Origin of the sequence: Streptomyces sp. V3I7, from assembly GCF_030817495.1 — a bacterium.
Lineage (GTDB): Bacteria > Actinomycetota > Actinomycetes > Streptomycetales > Streptomycetaceae > Streptomyces.
On record NZ_JAUSZK010000001.1, the window covers coordinates 3153756 to 3170487 of the forward strand.

Annotated in this window: 16 protein-coding genes and 1 pseudogene; 7 read left to right on the forward strand and 10 right to left on the reverse strand. The window is 71.0% G+C overall.

Annotated elements, in window-relative coordinates:
* The first annotated feature begins 81 nt into the window (after positions 1 to 81).
* From QFZ74_RS14645 to QFZ74_RS14655, 3 genes and pseudogenes are all read left to right on the forward strand, one after another.
* Positions 82 to 2314, forward strand: a pseudogene (locus QFZ74_RS14645) (RNA degradosome polyphosphate kinase).
* Positions 2295 to 3485, forward strand: coding sequence for a CHAD domain-containing protein (locus tag QFZ74_RS14650; RefSeq protein WP_307621263.1), 1191 nt, complete (start codon positions 2295 to 2297; stop codon positions 3483 to 3485). Before QFZ74_RS14645 ends, QFZ74_RS14650 begins: the two are co-directional and overlap by 20 nt.
* Positions 3486 to 3513: 28 nt before the next feature.
* A complete protein-coding gene (locus QFZ74_RS14655; protein WP_307621264.1) occupies positions 3514 to 3936 on the forward strand; it encodes an NUDIX hydrolase in 423 nt (140 codons plus the stop codon).
* 30 nt (positions 3937 to 3966) lie between these two features.
* Here QFZ74_RS14655 and QFZ74_RS14660 read toward each other — a convergent pair whose 3' ends face one another.
* Positions 3967 to 4140 carry a hypothetical protein gene (locus QFZ74_RS14660; RefSeq protein WP_307621265.1) on the reverse strand — a complete coding sequence of 58 codons (174 nt, stop codon included), beginning with the start codon at positions 4138 to 4140 and terminating at the stop codon, positions 3967 to 3969.
* 147 nt (positions 4141 to 4287) lie between these two features.
* On the opposite strand from QFZ74_RS14660, the gene QFZ74_RS14665 reads away from it, so the two are divergent.
* Complete coding sequence (locus tag QFZ74_RS14665; protein ID WP_307621266.1) at positions 4288 to 5211, forward strand: hypothetical protein; 924 nt, start codon at positions 4288 to 4290, stop codon at positions 5209 to 5211.
* 99 nt (positions 5212 to 5310) lie between these two features.
* Entirely contained in the window at positions 5311 to 5481 is a 171-nt protein-coding gene (locus QFZ74_RS14670) for a hypothetical protein (RefSeq protein ID WP_307624329.1), read from the forward strand.
* Positions 5482 to 5535: 54 nt separating this feature from the next.
* Here the strand turns inward: QFZ74_RS14670 and QFZ74_RS14675 are convergent, their stop codons facing one another.
* Positions 5536 to 5913 (reverse strand): metal-sensitive transcriptional regulator, encoded by a 378-nt coding sequence (locus tag QFZ74_RS14675; protein WP_307621267.1) that lies wholly within the window; start codon positions 5911 to 5913, stop codon positions 5536 to 5538.
* Between the two features lie 188 nt (positions 5914 to 6101).
* Between QFZ74_RS14675 and QFZ74_RS14680 the strand changes: the two genes are divergently transcribed.
* Both QFZ74_RS14680 and QFZ74_RS14685 read left to right on the forward strand, forming a co-directional pair.
* Complete coding sequence (locus QFZ74_RS14680; protein WP_307621268.1) at positions 6102 to 6722, forward strand: DUF47 domain-containing protein; 621 nt, start codon at positions 6102 to 6104, stop codon at positions 6720 to 6722.
* Between the two features lie 7 nt (positions 6723 to 6729).
* Complete coding sequence (locus tag QFZ74_RS14685) at positions 6730 to 7728, forward strand: inorganic phosphate transporter (protein ID WP_307621269.1); 999 nt, start codon at positions 6730 to 6732, stop codon at positions 7726 to 7728.
* Positions 7729 to 8265: 537 nt separating this feature from the next.
* On the opposite strand, the gene pstB is transcribed toward QFZ74_RS14685, so the two are convergent.
* The 8 genes from pstB to QFZ74_RS14725 form a co-directional block, all read right to left on the reverse strand.
* Complete coding sequence (pstB, locus tag QFZ74_RS14690) at positions 8266 to 9042, reverse strand: phosphate ABC transporter ATP-binding protein PstB (RefSeq protein WP_307621270.1); 777 nt, start codon at positions 9040 to 9042, stop codon at positions 8266 to 8268.
* A gap of 82 nt (positions 9043 to 9124) precedes the next feature.
* Positions 9125 to 10177: a phosphate ABC transporter permease PstA gene (pstA, locus tag QFZ74_RS14695; RefSeq protein ID WP_307621271.1), complete on the reverse strand. Its 1053-nt coding sequence runs from the start codon at positions 10175 to 10177 to the stop codon at positions 9125 to 9127.
* Entirely contained in the window at positions 10174 to 11181 is a 1008-nt protein-coding gene (gene pstC / locus QFZ74_RS14700) for a phosphate ABC transporter permease subunit PstC (protein WP_307621272.1), read from the reverse strand. Before pstC ends, pstA begins: the two co-directional genes overlap by 4 nt.
* 143 nt (positions 11182 to 11324) lie before the next feature.
* Positions 11325 to 12437 carry a phosphate ABC transporter substrate-binding protein PstS gene (pstS, locus tag QFZ74_RS14705; RefSeq protein ID WP_307624154.1) on the reverse strand — a complete coding sequence of 371 codons (1113 nt, stop codon included), beginning with the start codon at positions 12435 to 12437 and terminating at the stop codon, positions 11325 to 11327.
* 487 nt (positions 12438 to 12924) lie between these two features.
* Complete coding sequence (locus tag QFZ74_RS14710; RefSeq protein WP_307621273.1) at positions 12925 to 13632, reverse strand: phosphatase PAP2 family protein; 708 nt, start codon at positions 13630 to 13632, stop codon at positions 12925 to 12927.
* A 224-nt stretch (positions 13633 to 13856) separates the two neighbouring features.
* The gene (locus QFZ74_RS14715; protein ID WP_307624155.1) at positions 13857 to 14801 is read right to left on the reverse strand and encodes a bifunctional lytic transglycosylase/C40 family peptidase; all 945 of its coding nucleotides are present in this window, start codon (positions 14799 to 14801) and stop codon (positions 13857 to 13859) included.
* Positions 14802 to 14970: 169 nt separating this feature from the next.
* Positions 14971 to 16095, reverse strand: a complete 1125-nt coding sequence (locus QFZ74_RS14720; protein WP_307621274.1) for an N-acetylmuramoyl-L-alanine amidase — start codon at positions 16093 to 16095, stop codon at positions 14971 to 14973.
* A 165-nt stretch (positions 16096 to 16260) separates the two neighbouring features.
* Positions 16261 to 16689 (reverse strand): ATP-binding protein, encoded by a 429-nt coding sequence (locus QFZ74_RS14725; protein ID WP_307621275.1) that lies wholly within the window; start codon positions 16687 to 16689, stop codon positions 16261 to 16263.
* Between the last annotated feature and the right edge of the window lie 43 nt (positions 16690 to 16732).

A 16732-nucleotide genomic window follows, 5' to 3' on the forward strand; every position in this document is an offset into this window, starting at 1 on the left:
CCCGGGGGAAACGGGGCCGCGCGGCTCCCGCGCGCGCGTTCCGACGCGCCCGTGGGCCTCCTCACGCGGAACAATGGGTTCATGAGCCAGCCAGAAACCCAGGCAGAGGTCCAGCAGGCGCAGCCCTCCGTGGGCTCCATAGCCGCGCATCGCCCGCGCACGGTGGCCGCGACGGTCTCCGACCTGGAACCCGACATCGACGCCGACCTCGACGGGTACGAGGAGTCGCAGGCCGGCGGGGCCGAGCTGCCGCAGGGTCGCTTCCTCGACCGGGAGCGCAGCTGGCTCGCCTTCAACGAGCGGGTCCTGGAGCTCGCCGAGGACCCGAACACGCCCCTGCTCGAACGCGCGAACTTCCTGGCGATCTTCGCCAGCAACCTGGACGAGTTCTTCATGGTCCGGGTCGCCGGTCTGAAGCGCCGTATCGCCACGGGCGTGGCCACGCGCTCCGCCTCCGGGCTCCAGCCCCGCGAGGTGCTGGAGATGATCTGGGCCCGCTCCCGCGAGCTCATGGCCCGGCACGCCGCCTGCTTCCAGGAGGACGTCGCGCCCGCCCTCGCGGACGAGGGCATCAACATGGTCCGCTGGAGCGAGCTGGCCGAGAAGGAGCAGGCGCGGCTGTTCACCCTGTTCCGGCAGCAGATCTTCCCGGTGCTGACCCCGCTGGCCGTGGACCCCGCGCACCCCTTCCCGTACATCTCCGGGCTGTCGCTGAACCTGGCCGTCGTCGTCCGCAACCCGGTCAGCGGCCACAAGCACTTCGCCCGCGTGAAGGTGCCGCCGCTGCTGTCCCGCTTCCTGGAGGCCGCGCCCGGCCGGTACGTCCCGCTGGAGGACGTCATCGCCGCGCACCTGGAGGAGCTCTTCCCGGGCATGGAGGTGCTGGAGTCCCACGCCTTCCGGCTCACCCGCAACGAGGACCTCGAGGTCGAGGAGGACGACGCCGAGAACCTGCTCCAGGCCCTGGAGAAGGAGCTCATGCGGCGCCGCTTCGGGCCGCCGGTGCGCCTCGAGGTCGAGGAGTCCATCGACCGCGAGGTGCTCGACCTGCTGGTGCGTGAGCTGAAGATCAGCGAGGCCGAGGTGTACCCGCTGCCGGGACCCCTGGACCTCACCGGCCTCTTCCGCATCGCCTCGATAGACCGTCCCGAGCTGAAGTACCCGAAGTTCGTCGCCGGCACCAACCGCGACCTCGCCGAGGTCGAGTCGGCGTCCGCGCCCGACGTCTTCGCCGCCCTGCGCACCCGGGACGTGCTGCTGCACCACCCCTACGACTCGTTCTCCACGTCCGTGCAGGCCTTCCTGGAGCAGGCCGCCGCCGACCCGGACGTACTGGCGATCAAGCAGACCCTGTACCGCACCTCGGAGACCTCGCCGATAGTCGACGCCCTCATCGAGGCCGCCGAGTCCGGCAAGCAGGTCCTCGTCCTGGTCGAGATCAAGGCCCGCTTCGACGAACACGCCAACATCAAGTGGGCGCGCAAGCTGGAGGAGGCCGGCTGCCATGTCGTGTACGGCCTCGTCGGTCTGAAGACCCACTGCAAGCTGTCCCTGGTGGTACGCCAGGAGGGCGACACGCTGCGCCGCTACAGCCACGTGGGCACCGGCAACTACCACCCCAAGACGGCCCGCCTGTACGAGGACCTCGGCCTGCTCACCGCTGACCCGCAGGTCGGCGCGGACCTGTCCGACCTGTTCAACCGGCTCTCCGGCTACTCGCGCCGCGAGACCTACCGCCGACTGCTGGTCGCCCCCAAGTCCCTGGCGCGACGGCCTGATCTCGCGGATCGACAAGGAGATCCAGCACCACCGCGCGGGCCGCCCCGCCTTCATCCGCATCAAGGTCAACTCGATGGTGGACGAGGCCGTCATCGACGCGTGCTACCGCGCGTCCCAGGCGGGCGTCCCGGTCGACATCTGGGTGCGCGGCATCTGCGCGGTACGGCCGGGCGTCGCAGGCCTCTCGGAGAACATCCGGGTCCGCTCCATCCTCGGCCGCTTCCTGGAGCACTCCCGGGTCTTCGCCTTCGGCAACGGCGGCGAGCCCGAGGTGTGGATCGGCAGCGCCGACATGATGCACCGCAACCTCGACCGCCGGATCGAGGCACTGGTCCGGGTCACCGACCCGGCCCACCGGGCGACCCTGAACCGGATGCTCGAAACCGGCATGTCCGACACCACCTCCTCCTGGCACCTGGGCCCGGACGGCGAGTGGACCCGGCACGCGACCGACGCGGACGGACAACCCCTGCGCAACATCCAGGAGATGCTCATAGACGCCCGGAGGCGCCGGCGTGGCACAGCGACACCCTGATCCGACGGACGTCCCCACGGCCGGGGCGTCCTTCCCCCACCTCACGACCGCTCCCCCGCCCCCGGCCCCGCAGGCCGCGCCGAAGAGCGACCCGGAGCAGGGAGGCACCCCCGTCGGGGACGTTCTGGCGGGTTATCTGCGCGCCCAGGCCACGGAGTTCCTCCGTGCGCTGCGCCTGCACCGGGAGACCGGTGGCGGGCTGCCCGCCCGGGCGGGCGCGCGAGCGGGGGAGCCGGGCGGCGCGAGCGGAGCCGGCGACGCGGCCCGCGCGCTGCGCCGGGCGGCCCGCCGCATCAGCGGCAGCCTGCACACCTTCCGCCCGCTCCTCGACGCCGACTGGTCGGACGAGATGCGTCCCGAACTGGCCTGGCTGTCGGGCACGTTGGGCCTGGAGCATGCATGCGAGGCCCGGCTGGAGCGGCTGCTGCTGGCACTCCAGCGGCTGTCGGGGGCGGGGGCCGCGGCGTTCCCGCCGCAGCCGGTGAGCTCCGCCGTCGGCGCCGGGGCGCCGGACACCGGCCCCGCGGTCCGGACCGCCCCGGACCGCAGCAATCTGACCGTGGGCGCGGCCAAGGCGGGCGCCCTGCTGGAACGCCAGCTCACCCTCGCCCGAACCCGGGCCCACTCCACCGCCCTCCAGGCCCTCGGCTCCGCCCGCTTCCACGCCGTCGCCGACCAGGTCGCCGTCCTGGCCAGCGAGGTCCCACTGGCGCCCGCGGCCGCCGGCGCCGACCTGCGCCCGCTGGCCACCGCCGCCGAGGAGCGCCTCACCGACGCGATCGCCGCGCTGCCGCTGGTGACCGCCGGCCACCCCTACAACGCGGTCGCCCTGGTCCACGGCCTGGCCCCGGACCCGTCCCCGCACCCGCAGGACGCCCCCTGGCACCAGGTACGCCTGCTGCTGCGCCTGCACCGCTACGCCCGCGAGGCCCTGGGCGGCGGCGCCGACCCGGTCGACGTACGCCTGCTCGCGGCCGGGCAGGCGCTGAACCGGCACCGCGACGCCTCGGAGGCGGCCGCCGCGGCGGCCCAGGCGGCCCGCACCCCGCGCATCGCCCCGGCGACGGCCTACGCACTCGGCGTGCTCCACGCCGACCAGCGCCACGAGGTGGAGGCGGCCCGCTTCGCCTTCCAGCAGTCCTGGCTGAAACGCCCGGTCCCCGCCCCCTGACTCACCACACGACGAGGGAGAACCGGTCGTGACCACCGCCGACGAAACCCCCGTCCTGGCCGCCGGCTGCGTCCTGTGGCGGCGGGAGCCAGGTGGCGGCGGGCTGGAGGTCTGTCTCGTTCATCGACCGAAGTACGGCGACTGGTCGCATCCCAAAGGGAAGCTGAAGCGAGGTGAGGACCCGCTCGCCGGTGCGTTGCGGGAGGTGGCCGAGGAGACCGGGTACAGCGCCGCGCCCGGCGGTGAGCTGCCCACCCAGCACTATCCGGTCGACGGCCGCCCCAAGCAGGTGCGTTACTGGGCGGCCGAGGCCCGCTCGGGGCGCTTCGTCCCCAACGACGAGGTGGACCGCATCCTGTGGCTGCCGCCCGGCGCGGCCCGCGGCCGACTGACCCAGCCGCGCGACCGGGAGCTCCTCGACGCTCTGGTGCGCCGGTTCGAGCGCCCCTGACAACCGCCCGGGCTCCCTGCCCGGACCCCCTCACGCCGCCGCGGCGTGCGCCTCCGCGTCCGTACGGGCCTGGCTGCGGGCGCGCCGCGCCGGGCCGCGCCAGCCGCAGCTGCACCGTGCCAGGCAGAAGCGCCCCTGCTCCTGGGTCGACGTGTCGTGTTCCTGCCCCTGCCGGGCTCGCTCCGGCCCGTCCTGCTGCGTCACGGTCACCACCGTAGTGCGCCCGGGCCCGGCGGATCACGGCCGCCCTCACCGGCACCCGCGAGCGCGCGTGACGGCACCCCCTACCCGTCGTTAACCGAAGCGACGGGGGCCCGTGACGGACGCGACCGGCTGGGGGTAGGACAAGCGATGGATCGGCGGCAGCACAGGCGCGCGGGTGCGACGGTCGGCGCGATGGTGATCACGGTGGGACTGGGCGCGAGTGCCACGGGATGCGGCAGCGGCGCCGCCGCCGAGGACGCGCGCGGCCCCTCCGACCCGGTGGCCACTCTCCAGCGCGCCGCCGGAGCCCTGCACGAGGCGGGCAGTTCCCGGGCCGGTACGTCGATGGAGATGGCCACCGGCGGCACCCGGGTCACCATCCGGGGCCAGGGCGTCTACGACTTCCGCCGCCGGCTCGGGCAGCTCACGGTCGTCCTGCCCCAGGACCCGACCGGCTCCGCCGAGCACCGCCCGATCACCGAACTCCTCGCCCCGGGCGCCCTGTTCATGAAGAACCGCGGCGCGGGCGTCCCCGCCGACAAGTGGGTCCGGGTCGACACCGCGACCCTCAGCGACGGCAACCTGGTCACCGGCGGGGCGACCGATCCGTACGCGGCGGCGGAGCTGTTGCGCGGGACGCGGACGGCGTCGTACGTGGGCCGCACCGAGGTGGGCGGCGTCGCGGTGCGGCACTACCGGGGCACCGCCGACCTGGCCACGGCCGCGAAACGCGCGTCGGCGGGCAACCGGGCGGCACTGGAGTCGGCGGCGAAAGGGTTCGCCACGGCGCGCGTCCCGTTCGACGCCTACCTCGACGGCGAGGGCCGCATCCGCAAGCTCCGGCAGCGGTTCAGCTTCGTCAACGGACGGCAGAAGGCCACCGTGGCGGTCACCTCGACGACCCTGCTCTACGGCTTCGGCGCCCCCGTCGACGTACGGCTGCCGCGGGCGCGGGACATCTACGCGGGGCGGATCGCGGAGGACGAACCGAAGGACGCACCGAGGGACGAACCGGAGAACGGTCCGGAAAACGGTGCGGCGGGCGGGGCGATGAACCGCTCGCGGAACTAGCCGGTAACCCTCTGGCGAACTAGCCCGTCCGTGCCATGCGCGGCGCGTGGGCCGCTGCCTACTCTAGGAAGCCGGGCACGCAGAGACGAGGTGATGCGCGTGGCTCTGGTCGGCGGTACGGCAGTACAGGACCACGTGGCTCTCGCCGAGATCGAGCTGTGCGGAGAGCTGATCATCGCCGCCTCGGCGGCCCGCGAGGACCGGCTCAGCCTGGAGAGCATCGACCGGGTGCTGAAGGTGACCGAGGAACGCGCCCCGGCCCCCGCCTGATCCCGACCGGTCCGCGGGGGCAGGACGGGCTCAGGTCCCCGGGGGCCGGACCGCTCAGGTCCGCAGCAGCCGCCCGATCGCCTTGGTGGCCTCCTCGACCTTCGCGTCGATCTCTCCGCCGCCCTTGACGGCCGCGTCGGCGACGCAGTGCCGCAGGTGCTCCTCCAGGAGCTGGAGCGCGAAGGACTGCAGGGCCTTCGTGGAAGCGGAGACCTGCGTGAGTATGTCGATGCAGTAGACGTCCTCGTCGACCATCCGCTGCAGACCGCGGATCTGCCCCTCGATCCGCCGCAGCCGCTTGAGGTGCTCGTCCTTCTGTTTGTGGTAGCCGTGCGTGGCGTGCCCGTGCCCACCTTGTTCGGCGGTGGGCCGGTTGTCCGCGTTTCCGGAGTTTTCGGAGGGCGCTGTCGCGCCGGCCTCGGTGGTCGTCATCGCGTCCTCCAGACAGATACCCCTGGCGGGTATATGGTAACCAACTTTGCTGGGTAAGGGCCTCTCGGGACGCCCCTGTGCCGATCACTGTGCCCGATGGGCGACACTGGAGGACGGCCCATTAGCCGTGGCCGGATGATGCGCCTAGCATCAGCCTGACCGAAACCGAAGCACCCCGAGGACCCCACGTGCGCTTTCGTCTGACCCCCAGGGAGACGAGCTTCTACGACATGTTCGCCGCATCCGCGGACAACATCGTCACGGGCTCGAAGCTCCTGATGGAACTGCTCGGAGCGGATGCCTCCGCCCGGGCCGAGATCGCAGAGCGCATGCGGGCCGCCGAACACGCCGGTGACGACGCCACTCACGCGATCTTCCACCAGTTGAACTCCTCGTTCATCACGCCGTTCGACCGCGAGGACATCTACAACCTGGCCTCGTCCCTGGACGACATCATGGACTTCATGGAGGAGGCCGTCGACCTGGTCGTCCTCTACAACGTCGAGGAGCTGCCGAAGGGCGTCGAGCAGCAGATCGAGGTCCTGGCGCGGGCCGCCGAGCTGACGGCCGAGGCCATGCCGCACCTGCGCACCATGGACAACCTCACGGAGTACTGGATCGAGGTGAACCGCCTGGAGAACCAGGCGGACCAGATCCACCGCAAGCTGCTGGCCCAGCTCTTCAACGGCAAGTACGACGCCATCGAGGTCCTCAAGCTCAAGCAGATCGTGGATGTCCTCGAAGAGGCGGCGGACGCCTTCGAGCACGTGGCGAACACGGTGGAGACCATCGCCGTCAAGGAGTCCTGAAGCGTCGATGGACACCCTCGCTCTGGTCGTGACCATCGGTGTCGCGCTCTTCTTCACGTATACGAACGGTTTCCACGACTCGGCGAACGCGATCGCGACGTCGGTGTCGACGCGGGCCCTGACGCCCCGGGCCGCGCTGGCCATGGCCGCGGTGATGAACCTCGCCGGTGCCTTCCTCGGCTCCGGCATCGCCAAGACCGTCAGCGAGGGCCTGATCGAGACGCCCCATGGCTCGACGGGCATGGCGATCCTCTTCTCCGCCCTGGTCGGCGCGATCGCCTGGAACCTCGTCACCTGGTACTTCGGTCTGCCGTCGTCCTCCTCCCACGCGCTGTTCGGCGGCATGGTGGGAGCGGCGCTCGCGGGCGGTACGACGGTGATCTGGAGCGGGGTCGTCGACAAGATCATCCTGCCGATGTTCCTGTCGCCGATCGTCGGTCTGATCTGCGGCTACCTGGTGATGACGGCGATCCTGTGGATCTTCCGGAAGGCCAACCCGCACAAGGCCAAGCGCGGGTTCCGGATAGCGCAGACGGTGTCGGCGGCCGCCATGGCGCTCGGACACGGTCTGCAGGACGCCCAGAAGACCATGGGTGTCGTGGTGATGGCCCTGGTCATCTCCGGCACCGAGACGTACGGCGACCCGATCCCGGTGTGGGTGAAGATCGTCTGCGCGCTGATGCTGTCGCTGGGTACGTACGCGGGCGGCTGGCGCATCATGCGCACGCTGGGCCGGAAGATCATCGAGCTGGACCCGCCGCAGGGCTTCGCGGCGGAGGCGACGGGCGCGGCGATCATGTTCACCACGGCGTTCCTCTTCAAGGCGCCGATCTCCACGACGCATGTCATCACGTCGGCCATCATGGGCGTCGGCGCGACGAAGCGGGTGAACGCGGTGCGGTGGGGTGTCGCCAAGAACATCGTCCTGGGCTGGTTCATCACGATGCCGGCGGCAGCGCTGGTCGCTGCGCTGGCTTACTGGATCGTGAGCCTGGCGGTTCTCTGACCGGCGGGCCAGCCAGCCTTTCCGAAAGCGAGCGCCGACCTCAGGTCGACGCTCGCTTTCACATTCGCCCACCCACCCACCCGACTCGGTTGGCCAAGAGGCCAGGTCCCCAAGGGACGGGGTCCCACTGTGACCGGGCGCTGCCATGAGGCGGGACTGACCGGGAAGTGGGCGCCGGGTGCGACCAGGCCTCCCAGGAGTCGCGCCGGCCACGGCCCCGCTCTGAGGCGGAGCCCAAGGTGGGGCCCGACTCGGCGATCGAGTCCGGGTCTGTCCCGAGCCTCGTCGGGGCTGCGACCGAGTCGGGCCGGCGGGTCGGCGAGACGGGGGGCCCGGGGCGGAGCCCCGGGAGCGGGACCCCTCAGCCCACCGAGACGGGCCGGGCGGGTGGGCAAGGGCCAGGGCTCCGGCGGAGCCCCAAGGCACGGAAGCAAAAGCAATGGGCCCGCCCCCGTCCAGGGGCGGGCCCTCTTGCTGCCTCGCGGCCGCACCGCCATGCAGCGCCGCGAGGGGTATGGCATCGGCCTAGGGGGTGTCCTAGCCGAACCGGCCCGAGATGTAGTCCTCCGTGGCCTGGACCGACGGGTTGGAGAAGATCCGCTCCGTCTCGTCGATCTCGACGAGCTTGCCCGGCTGGCCGACCCCGGCGAGGTTGAAGAACGCCGTACGGTCGGAGACGCGCGCCGCCTGCTGCATGTTGTGCGTCACGATGACGATCGTGAAGCGCTCCTTCAGCTCGCCGATCAGGTCCTCGATGGCGAGCGTCGAGATGGGGTCGAGGGCCGAGCAGGGCTCGTCCATCAGCAGCACCTTCGGCTCGACCGCGATCGCCCGCGCGATGCACAGCCGCTGCTGCTGGCCACCGGACAGGCCCGAGCCGGGCTTGTTCAGGCGGTCCTTGACCTCGTTCCAGAGGTTCGCGCCCTTCAGCGAGCGCTCGACGATGTCGTTCAGCTCGGACTTCTTGTAGCTGCCGTTCAGCCGCAGCCCCGCCGCCACGTTGTCGAAGATCGACATCGTGGGGAAGGGGTTCGGCCGCTGGAACACCATGCCGACCTCACGCCGCACCGACACCGGGTCGACGCCCGTGCCGTACAGGTCCTCGTCGTCGAGCATCACCTTGCCCTCGACGCGACCGCCGGGGGTGACCTCGTGCATACGGTTCAGCGTGCGCAGGAACGTCGACTTGCCGCAGCCGGAGGGCCCGATGAACGCCGTCACCGAGCGCGGCTCGACGGTCATCGAGATGTCGTCGATCGCCTTGTGGGAGCCGTAGTAGGCGGAGAGTCCGCTTACGTCGATTCGCTTGGCCATGTCTACTTCACTTCCAGAAATTCAAGCTCGGTCGCTGTGTGGCCGCGTCAGCGGCCGGCCGCGCGGCGGTAGCCGCAGATTGTCACCGCGGGGCCTTCCAGCGGGCGATGCCGCGGGCCACGAGGTTGAGGATCATCACGAAGGCGATCAGCGTGAGGGAGGCCGCCCAGGCGCGGTCGTACGCCGCGTTGGCACCGGCGCTCTGCGCGTACTGCTGGTAGATGTACAGCGGCAGCGACGACTGCGCGCCCTCGAAGGGGTTCGCGTTGATGAACGGGTTGCCGAACACCAGCAGCAGCACCGGCGCGGTCTCGCCCGCGATACGGGCGATGGCCAGCATGACGCCGGTGGTGATACCGCCGATGGAGGTCGGCAGGACCACCTTCAGGATCGTCCGCCACTTCGGCACACCCAGCGCCAGTGACGCCTCGCGCAGCTCGTTCGGGACGAGCTTGAGCATCTCCTCCGTGGAGCGCACGACCACCGGCATCATCAGGATGGCCAGGGCCAGCGAACCGGCGAAGCCGAACGGCTCGAGCTGGAAGATCAGCATCAGGCTGAGGATGAACAGACCGGCGACGATCGAGGGGATGCCCGTCATCACGTCGACGAAGAACGTGACGGCCTTGGCGAGCCCGCCCCGCCCGTACTCCACCAGGTAGATCGCGGTGAGCACGCCGATCGGGGCGCCGATGACGGTGGCGAGGCCGACCTGCTCCAGGCTGCCGAGGATGGCGTGGTAGATGCCGCCGCCCGGCTCGGAGTCGGCGACGACGCCCATGGAGTGGGTCAGGAAGTAGGGGTCGAGGACCTTCACGCCGCGGGCGATGGTCACCCAGATCAGGGAGACCAGCGGGACGAGGGCGAGCAGGAAGGACACCCACACGAGGGAGGTGACCACGCGGTCCTTGGCCTGGCGGCGTCCCTCGACGCCGGCGGTGATGCCGTACGTGGCGAGGACGAAGACGATCGCGGCGATCAGGCCCCACTGGACCGTGCTGTCCAGGCCGGCGCCCTTGCCGATGCCGACCGCGACGGCGATCGAACCGGCGGCGATGGCCCAGGAGGACCACTTCGGCATGCGCGCGCCGCGCAGCGTGCCGGCGCTCTTGTCGGTGACGGCTGCGGTGCTCATGCGTTGGCCCCCGAGTACTCCTTGCGGCGGGCGATGATGGCGCGGGCCGCGCCGTTCACCACGAGGGTGATGACGAACAGGACCAGACCGGAGGCGATCAGCGCGTCCCGGCCCTGCTCGGTGGCCTCACCGAACTTGCTGGCGATGTTCTGGGCGAAGGTGCCGCCGCCCGGGTCGAGCAGGCTGGCCTGGATGTCGTAGCTCGGGGAGAGCACGGTGGCGACGGCCATCGTCTCGCCGAGGGCGCGGCCGAGGCCGAGCATCGAGGCGGAGATCACGCCGGAGCGGCCGAAGGGCAGCACCGACATGCGGACGACCTCCCAGCGGGTGGCGCCGAGGGCCAGCGCGGCCTCCTCGTGCATCCGCGGGACCTGGCGGAAGACCTCACGGCTCACGTTGGTGATGATCGGCAGGATCATGATCGCGAGCAGGATGCCGACGGTCAGCATGGCGCGGGGGGCGCCGCCGTCCCAGGAGAAGACGCCGGTCCAGCCGAGGTAGGTGTCGAGCCAGCCGTACAGGCCCTGCATGTGCGGGACGAGGACCAGGGCGCCCCACAGGCCGTACACGATGGACGGTACGGCGGCGAGCAGGTCGATCACGTAGGCGATCGGACCGCGCAGCCGGCGCGGGGCGTAGTGCGTGAGGAACAGCGCGATCGCGACGGCGACCGGGACCGCGAGGGCCATGGCGATGATCGAGGAGACGACCGTGCCGAAGGCCAGGACCGCGATGCCGAAGACCGGCGGGTTGAGGTTGGTGTTCCACTCGAAGGTGGTCAGGAAGTTGCCGTGGTCCTGGCCGATCGCGAGCGAGGCGCGATAGGTGAGGAAGACCGCGATCGCGGCCATCAGCACGAGCAGCAGGATGCCCGACCCGCGGGAGAGACCGAGGAAGATCCGGTCACCGGGGCGGCCGGCGCCGCGGGCGGCGCGCTTCTGCTCGGCCACGGCGGGCTGGGGAGTGGGGGGAGGTGCGTCGGTTGTCTGCGTCTTTATGTCCATCGGGTTCTCCGGTCTGCTGAGCCGCTTCGGGTGGGCGGCTCGGTGGAACCGGACGCCGTCGTGAGGGGCGTACGGCTCCGGGCGGCGGTGCACCGGACGATGCGGCCCGACCCCGGTGGGAGCCGGGCCGCACACGGATCAGGTCAGTTCAGGCCCGCGATGGTGGTGCGGACCTTGCCTATGATCTCGGCGGGGATCGGGGCGTAGTCGTTCTCCGACAGGACCTTCTGGCCGTCCTCGCCGGCGATGTAGTTCAGGAACGCCTTGGTGGCGGGCAGGGTGTCCGGCTTGTTGCCCTTGTCGCAGACGATCTCGTACGTGACCAGGGTGATCGGGTAGGCGCCCTCGGCCTTGGTCGCGTAGTCGAGCTGGAGCGACAGGTCCTTGCCGGTGCCGACGACCTTGGCGGCCGCGATGTCGGCGGTGGCGGACTCGACCGACGGCTTGACCGGGGCCTTGGCGCCGGTGTCGATCGCGACGGTGCTCATGTCCTTGGCGTAGGACAGCTCGAAGTAGCCGATGGCGCCGGGGTTCTGCTTGACGCCCTGGGCCACGCCGGCGGAGCCGGAGGCCGCCTGGCCGCCCTTGGCCTGCCAGGCCTTGCCGCCCTCGTACTTCCAGTCGGCCGTGGCCTTGAGGTACTTGGTGAAGTTGTCGGTGGTGCCGGACTCGTCCGAGCGGTGGAACGCCTGGATCTTGAGGCCGGGCAGCTTCGCCTTCGGGTTCAGCTTCTTGATCGCCGCGTCGTTCCACTTGGTGATCTTGCTGTCGAAGATCTTCGCGAGGGTCGGAGCGTCCAGGACCAGGTCGTCGACGCCCGGGACGTTGTAGCCGACGGCGATCGGGCCGCCGACCATCGGCAGGTCGATGCCCTGGCCGCCCTTGCAGACCTTCTTGGAGGCGGTGACCTCTTCGGGCTTCAGCGCCGAGTCGGAGCCGGCGAAGGCGACCTGGCCCTGGTTGAACGCGGTGACGCCCGCGCCCGAGCCGCCGCCCTTGTAGTTGATCTGTACGCCACAGGCCTGGGAGAACTGCTTCACCCAGGCGTCGATGGCGTTCTTCTGCGCGGAGGAGCCGTCGGCCAGCAGCTGGCCCTTGGCGTTGTCGCACTTGACCGAGCCGGCGTTGGCCGCCTGCGAGGAACCGCCCGCCTTGCCCGTGTCGTCGGTGCCGCACGCCGTCAGGGCCAGGGCGCCGGAGACGGCGACAGCACCGAGGGAAAGGGCGCGCAGCCGGTTCTTGCGCTGAAGCATCACTTTCGTGGGTTCCTTCCAGGAGCCGCCACCGTCGGCGGCGTGCGGGTCGTCGTGGTGCGCGTGCATGCATCCGTCGTGCACCACACCGGGTACGGCCGAAATTAGGCAGAACAGGTGAAGCGGCTGAAGGCCGTAAATGAACGCCGAGTGAACCCCTGCCGTCGGCCCGGTGAGGTCACGGAATGCTCACGGTGAGGCCACGCCGGGATTCCGGCGACCTGCGCCGTCCGGGCGCTCAACTGGCTTGTTTCCCAGGGGTGTACGGCATGCGCGGGCCGCCGACTTGCGGCGGAACCAAGTGGCGTACGTCCGTATCGGCGCGGCACCACGGAGCGGCGCACGTCCGTCTCGGCGCAGCACCACGGAGCGGCGCACGTCCGTCTCGGCGCGGCGTGCCGAAAACGACGCCGTCCCCCGCGCTCAGGCGCGGGGGACGGCGTACTCCTGTCCGGTCCGCGGGCATCGCGTCCGCGGACCGGTCGGCGGCTCAGGCCGCCAGGTCGCGCTCCTCGGACGCCGCGGGCTTGCGGGTGCCGGGGACCAGTGCGTCGCCCTGGGCGAGGGACTCGCGGCTCCGGATCAGCCGGCCGGCCCTGGGCGAGCGGCCGATCGCCTTCATCAGCGGGGTGAGCGCGGCGGAGGCCGGCGGGGAGAGCAGCAGCGCGACGGCGGTGCCGAGCGCGAAGCCGCCGATGACGTCGGTCGGGTAGTGCACGCCCATGTAGACGCGGCAGAACCCTTCGAGCAGGGCGAGGGCGATGCCGGCGATGCCGTACTTGCGGTTGGCGACGAACAGGGCGACCCCGAGGGCCATGGTGATCGTCGCGTGGTCGCTCACGAAGGAGAAGTCGTCCTTGCCCGAGACGAGGACGGCGAGGTCCCGGTGGTCGACGAAGGGCCGGGGCCGCTCGACGAACCCGCGGATGGGCACGTTGACGAGGACGGCGATCCCCGCGGCCAGCGGCGCCCACACGAGCGCGGCGACGGACGAGGCGGCCTGGTCCGCGCTCGCGGAGCGGCGGCGCACGGACCACCAGCAGCCGAGCACGACCAGCACCATGCCGATGACGATGCCGAACTCGCCGACGAACTCCATGACGCGGTCGAACCAGTGCGGCGCGTCCTTGGCGAGTCCGTTGATGTCGTAGAGCAGTTCCACATCGGGGTTGGATCCGGATTCGGCGAGTACAGCCATGGTGCTGCGGCCCCTTCGTCGTTGTTCCGGACGCACCTCGCGTGCGTCACCGCGTCCACCCCCGTGGCGTGTAGATCCGCTTCGGTTCCGTACACGTCCGCTCGCCTACGTCAACAGGAACGCACAGCCCCTGCCACTCCGTTCCACAATCCACCGAACGATCACGGAGACGTTATCGAAGAGAGATACATCGTCGCAGTTCAGGGGGTAGACGCCTGACCGGTTCACACCGATGTGGGGAGCGCTTTCGCGCCATCCTCGGTGACCCGGGTCGCGCCGAAGTAGTCGGGTGTGTCGACCGGGTCGAACCGGATCACGGCGCCGGTCCTCGGCGCGTCGATCATGTACCCGCCGCCCACGTAGATGCCCACGTGCCGGATGGCGCGGGAGTCGGTGAGGTCGTCCGAGAAGAACACCAGGTCACCGGGGAGCAGTTCGCCGCGAGCCGGGTGCGGTCCGGCGTTGTACTGGTCGTTGGCGACCCGGGGCAGCCTGATCCCCACGCTCTGGTACGCCGCCTGCGTCAGCCCCGAGCAGTCGAACCGCCCGCCCTGCGCGGCCGTTCCGGTGCCGCCCCACAGATAGGGCGTGCCGAGCTTCTTCTGGGCGTACGCGATGGCGGTGGCCGCCTGCCGGCTGGGGTCGACCCGGCTGACGGGCGCGGCGAAGCTCTTCTCCAGGGTGCGGATGATCCTGACGTAGTTCTGGGTCTCGCGGATCGTGGGGACGCCGCCCGCCCTTATGACGCGGTAGGCGCCCGCGTTGTAGGCGGCGAGCATGTTGTCGCTGGTGTCGCCGGGCACGTCCCGGACGTATTTGGCCAGTTCGCAGTCGTAGGAGGCGGCGGACGGGATCGCGTCCTCCGGGTCCCAGATGTCGCGTCGGCCGTCGCCGTCGCCGTCGATGCCGTGCGTCGCCCAGGTGCCGGGGATGAACTGGGCGATCCCGCGGGCGTCGGCCGGGCTGACGACCTTCGGGTTCCAGCCGCTCTCCTGGTACAGCTGGGCAGCCAGTAGTGCGGGGTTGAGGGCGGGGCAGAGGTTGCCCCACTTCTGCACGAGCGACTTGTACGCCGCCGGTACGGCGCCCTTGGCCAGCCCGACACCGCCCGAGGCGGCGCCGCCCGCCTGGTTCCCGGCGACGAAGTAGACCCCGAGGACCAGCACCATCACCAAGCTCAGCGCGAGCCCGACCGCGGCCCCGCCGACCACCCAAACTTTCCGCACGGCTCAACCCTCCCCCACACGGGCCGTGTTCAACGCCATTTCGTCGAGAGTGGCGCCATTTCACAGCGCCCGCACGTCATATGACACAGGTTCAGCCACGGATGTACGCAGGTCAGCCGAGCAGCCGGCTCCAGGTGCGGGCGTCCACGACCCCGTCGGCGGGCAGCCCGTGCGCGGACTGGAAGGACGTCACCCCCGACTCGGTGGCGGCGCCGAAGCTCCCGTCGACCGCGACGAAGACCGAGCGGGCGGTCAGCTGGCTCTGCACGGCCTTCACCGCCTGCCCCGAAGCGCCGCGCGCGAGCGGCCTGTTGAGCTGCCCCCAGGTCTGCCTGCGCGCCACGCCGTCCACCGGGACCTTCACCGCTGTCTGGAAATCGCGCACGGCGGACTCGGTGGCCGCTCCGAAGGAGCCGTCGACGGTGAGCTCGGCGCCCCGGGAGACCAGCAGGTACTGGAGCGTGCGCACCCGCTCCCCGAAGTCGCCGCTGCGGACGACCGGCCAGACGGGCCCGGCCGGGTCGCCGCCGATGCGGTCGGCGAGGTCCTGGCGGAGCCGGGGCAGCAGGGCGTACAGACGGTCGCCGGGGCAGGTCGTGTTGGCGAAGTCCCGGTGCCCGTAGATCTGGTAGGCGCGCAGCCCGTACTGACGGCAGATCCGCTCGCAGAGACCGACGAGCGCGTCGTACTGCGCGCCGCGTGGCTCCACGGTGCTGTAGGTGCCCTCGTTCTCGATGCCGATGGCGACGGTGTTCTGGCCGGTGCAGTGCGCGGACTCGACCATCCGCGCGCCGCCCTGGAGGGTGGAGAGGCTGTGATGGCGGCCCTCCATGACGTGGGCGCCACGGCTGGTCAGGAAGTGCTGGCCGCTGTCGAGGAAGCCGCGGCTGTCCATGTGGCTCTTCTGGATGGCGCGGGCCAGCGAGAAGGCGTGGGCCTGGGAGTAGTCGGTGCTGTTCGCGGTGGCCGTGTGATGCACGAGGATCTTGTGCGGCCGGGCGGTCACGAGGTGCACGGGGCTGCTCGGCGAACGCGCGCCCCAGGCGGCGCACCCCGAGATCTCGGGCCCGGTGGCGGCGTGCGCCCAGCCGTCCGCGGCCAGCGGGGTGACCGCGGCGGCGCCGAGGGCGAGGGCGCCGGAGAGGAGGGCCCGGCGGTTCGGACGGCGGCCGTCGGCGACGTACAGGTCGGTGGATGCGTCGGTGGACACGTCGAGGGATGCGTCGAGGGATGCCAACGGTCGCTCCAATACGCGGGAGTTGGATGAGCCCACTGTGCTCACGAACGCGGCGCCCCTCCAGCCCATCACGGCCGGTGGGGCCCTCTCGTCCCCCGAACAGACGAGGAATTCCCCGGTACCGCCTGTACCAAGCGCTGGCCGACGGCTCCTCGACTGTGGGAGTCACCGGCACTCGGCCCACAGCAGCTTCCCGCCCTTGGAGGCGCCCAGCTCGCGCAGCACGGAGACCCCCCACGCGTCGGCACAGGCCTGCACGAGCTGAATCCCCCGCCCGCCCTCGGCATCGTCCGGCGGTACGACGACGGGCCGACCGCCCCTTTCGAACCCTGGCGGCACCCGAGGGTCCGTGTCCCACACGGCCACCCGCAACCGCCCCGGCTCCGCCGACCGCAGCCGCAGGGCGTACGGCCCCTCGGTGTGCCGATGCGCATTGGCGAGCAACTCGGCGGCCACCAGCTCCGCGGTCGGCGTCAGCGCGGAGAGCCCGTGAGCGGCGAGCACGGTCCGCAGCGTGGCGCGGGCGATCCCCGGTGCGCGTGGATCGTGCGGGAGTTGGAGGGTGTAGGCCCAGGGTGGGGTTACGGTGGCCATGAAGTCTCCGATCACTCAAGGGGGTTGAGGAGTGGCTCAGTGA

Excerpts from the sequence above, each read along its gene's own strand:
- QFZ74_RS14665 (WP_307621266.1), top strand. The coding sequence starts at position 4,288 with ATGGATCGGCGGCAGCACAGGCGCGCGGGTGCGACGGTCGGCGCGATG.
- QFZ74_RS14675 (WP_307621267.1), bottom strand. The coding sequence starts at position 5,913 with ATGACGACCACCGAGGCCGGCGCGACAGCGCCCTCCGAAAACTCCGGA.
- QFZ74_RS14685 (WP_307621269.1), top strand. The coding sequence starts at position 6,730 with ATGGACACCCTCGCTCTGGTCGTGACCATCGGTGTCGCGCTCTTCTTC.
- pstB (WP_307621270.1), bottom strand. The coding sequence starts at position 9,042 with ATGGCCAAGCGAATCGACGTAAGCGGACTCTCCGCCTACTACGGCTCC.
- pstA (WP_307621271.1), bottom strand. The coding sequence starts at position 10,177 with ATGAGCACCGCAGCCGTCACCGACAAGAGCGCCGGCACGCTGCGCGGC.
- pstC (WP_307621272.1), bottom strand. The coding sequence starts at position 11,181 with ATGGACATAAAGACGCAGACAACCGACGCACCTCCCCCCACTCCCCAG.
- QFZ74_RS14710 (WP_307621273.1), bottom strand. The coding sequence starts at position 13,632 with ATGGCTGTACTCGCCGAATCCGGATCCAACCCCGATGTGGAACTGCTC.
- QFZ74_RS14715 (WP_307624155.1), bottom strand. The coding sequence starts at position 14,801 with ATGGTGCTGGTCCTCGGGGTCTACTTCGTCGCCGGGAACCAGGCGGGC.
- QFZ74_RS14725 (WP_307621275.1), bottom strand. The coding sequence starts at position 16,689 with ATGGCCACCGTAACCCCACCCTGGGCCTACACCCTCCAACTCCCGCAC.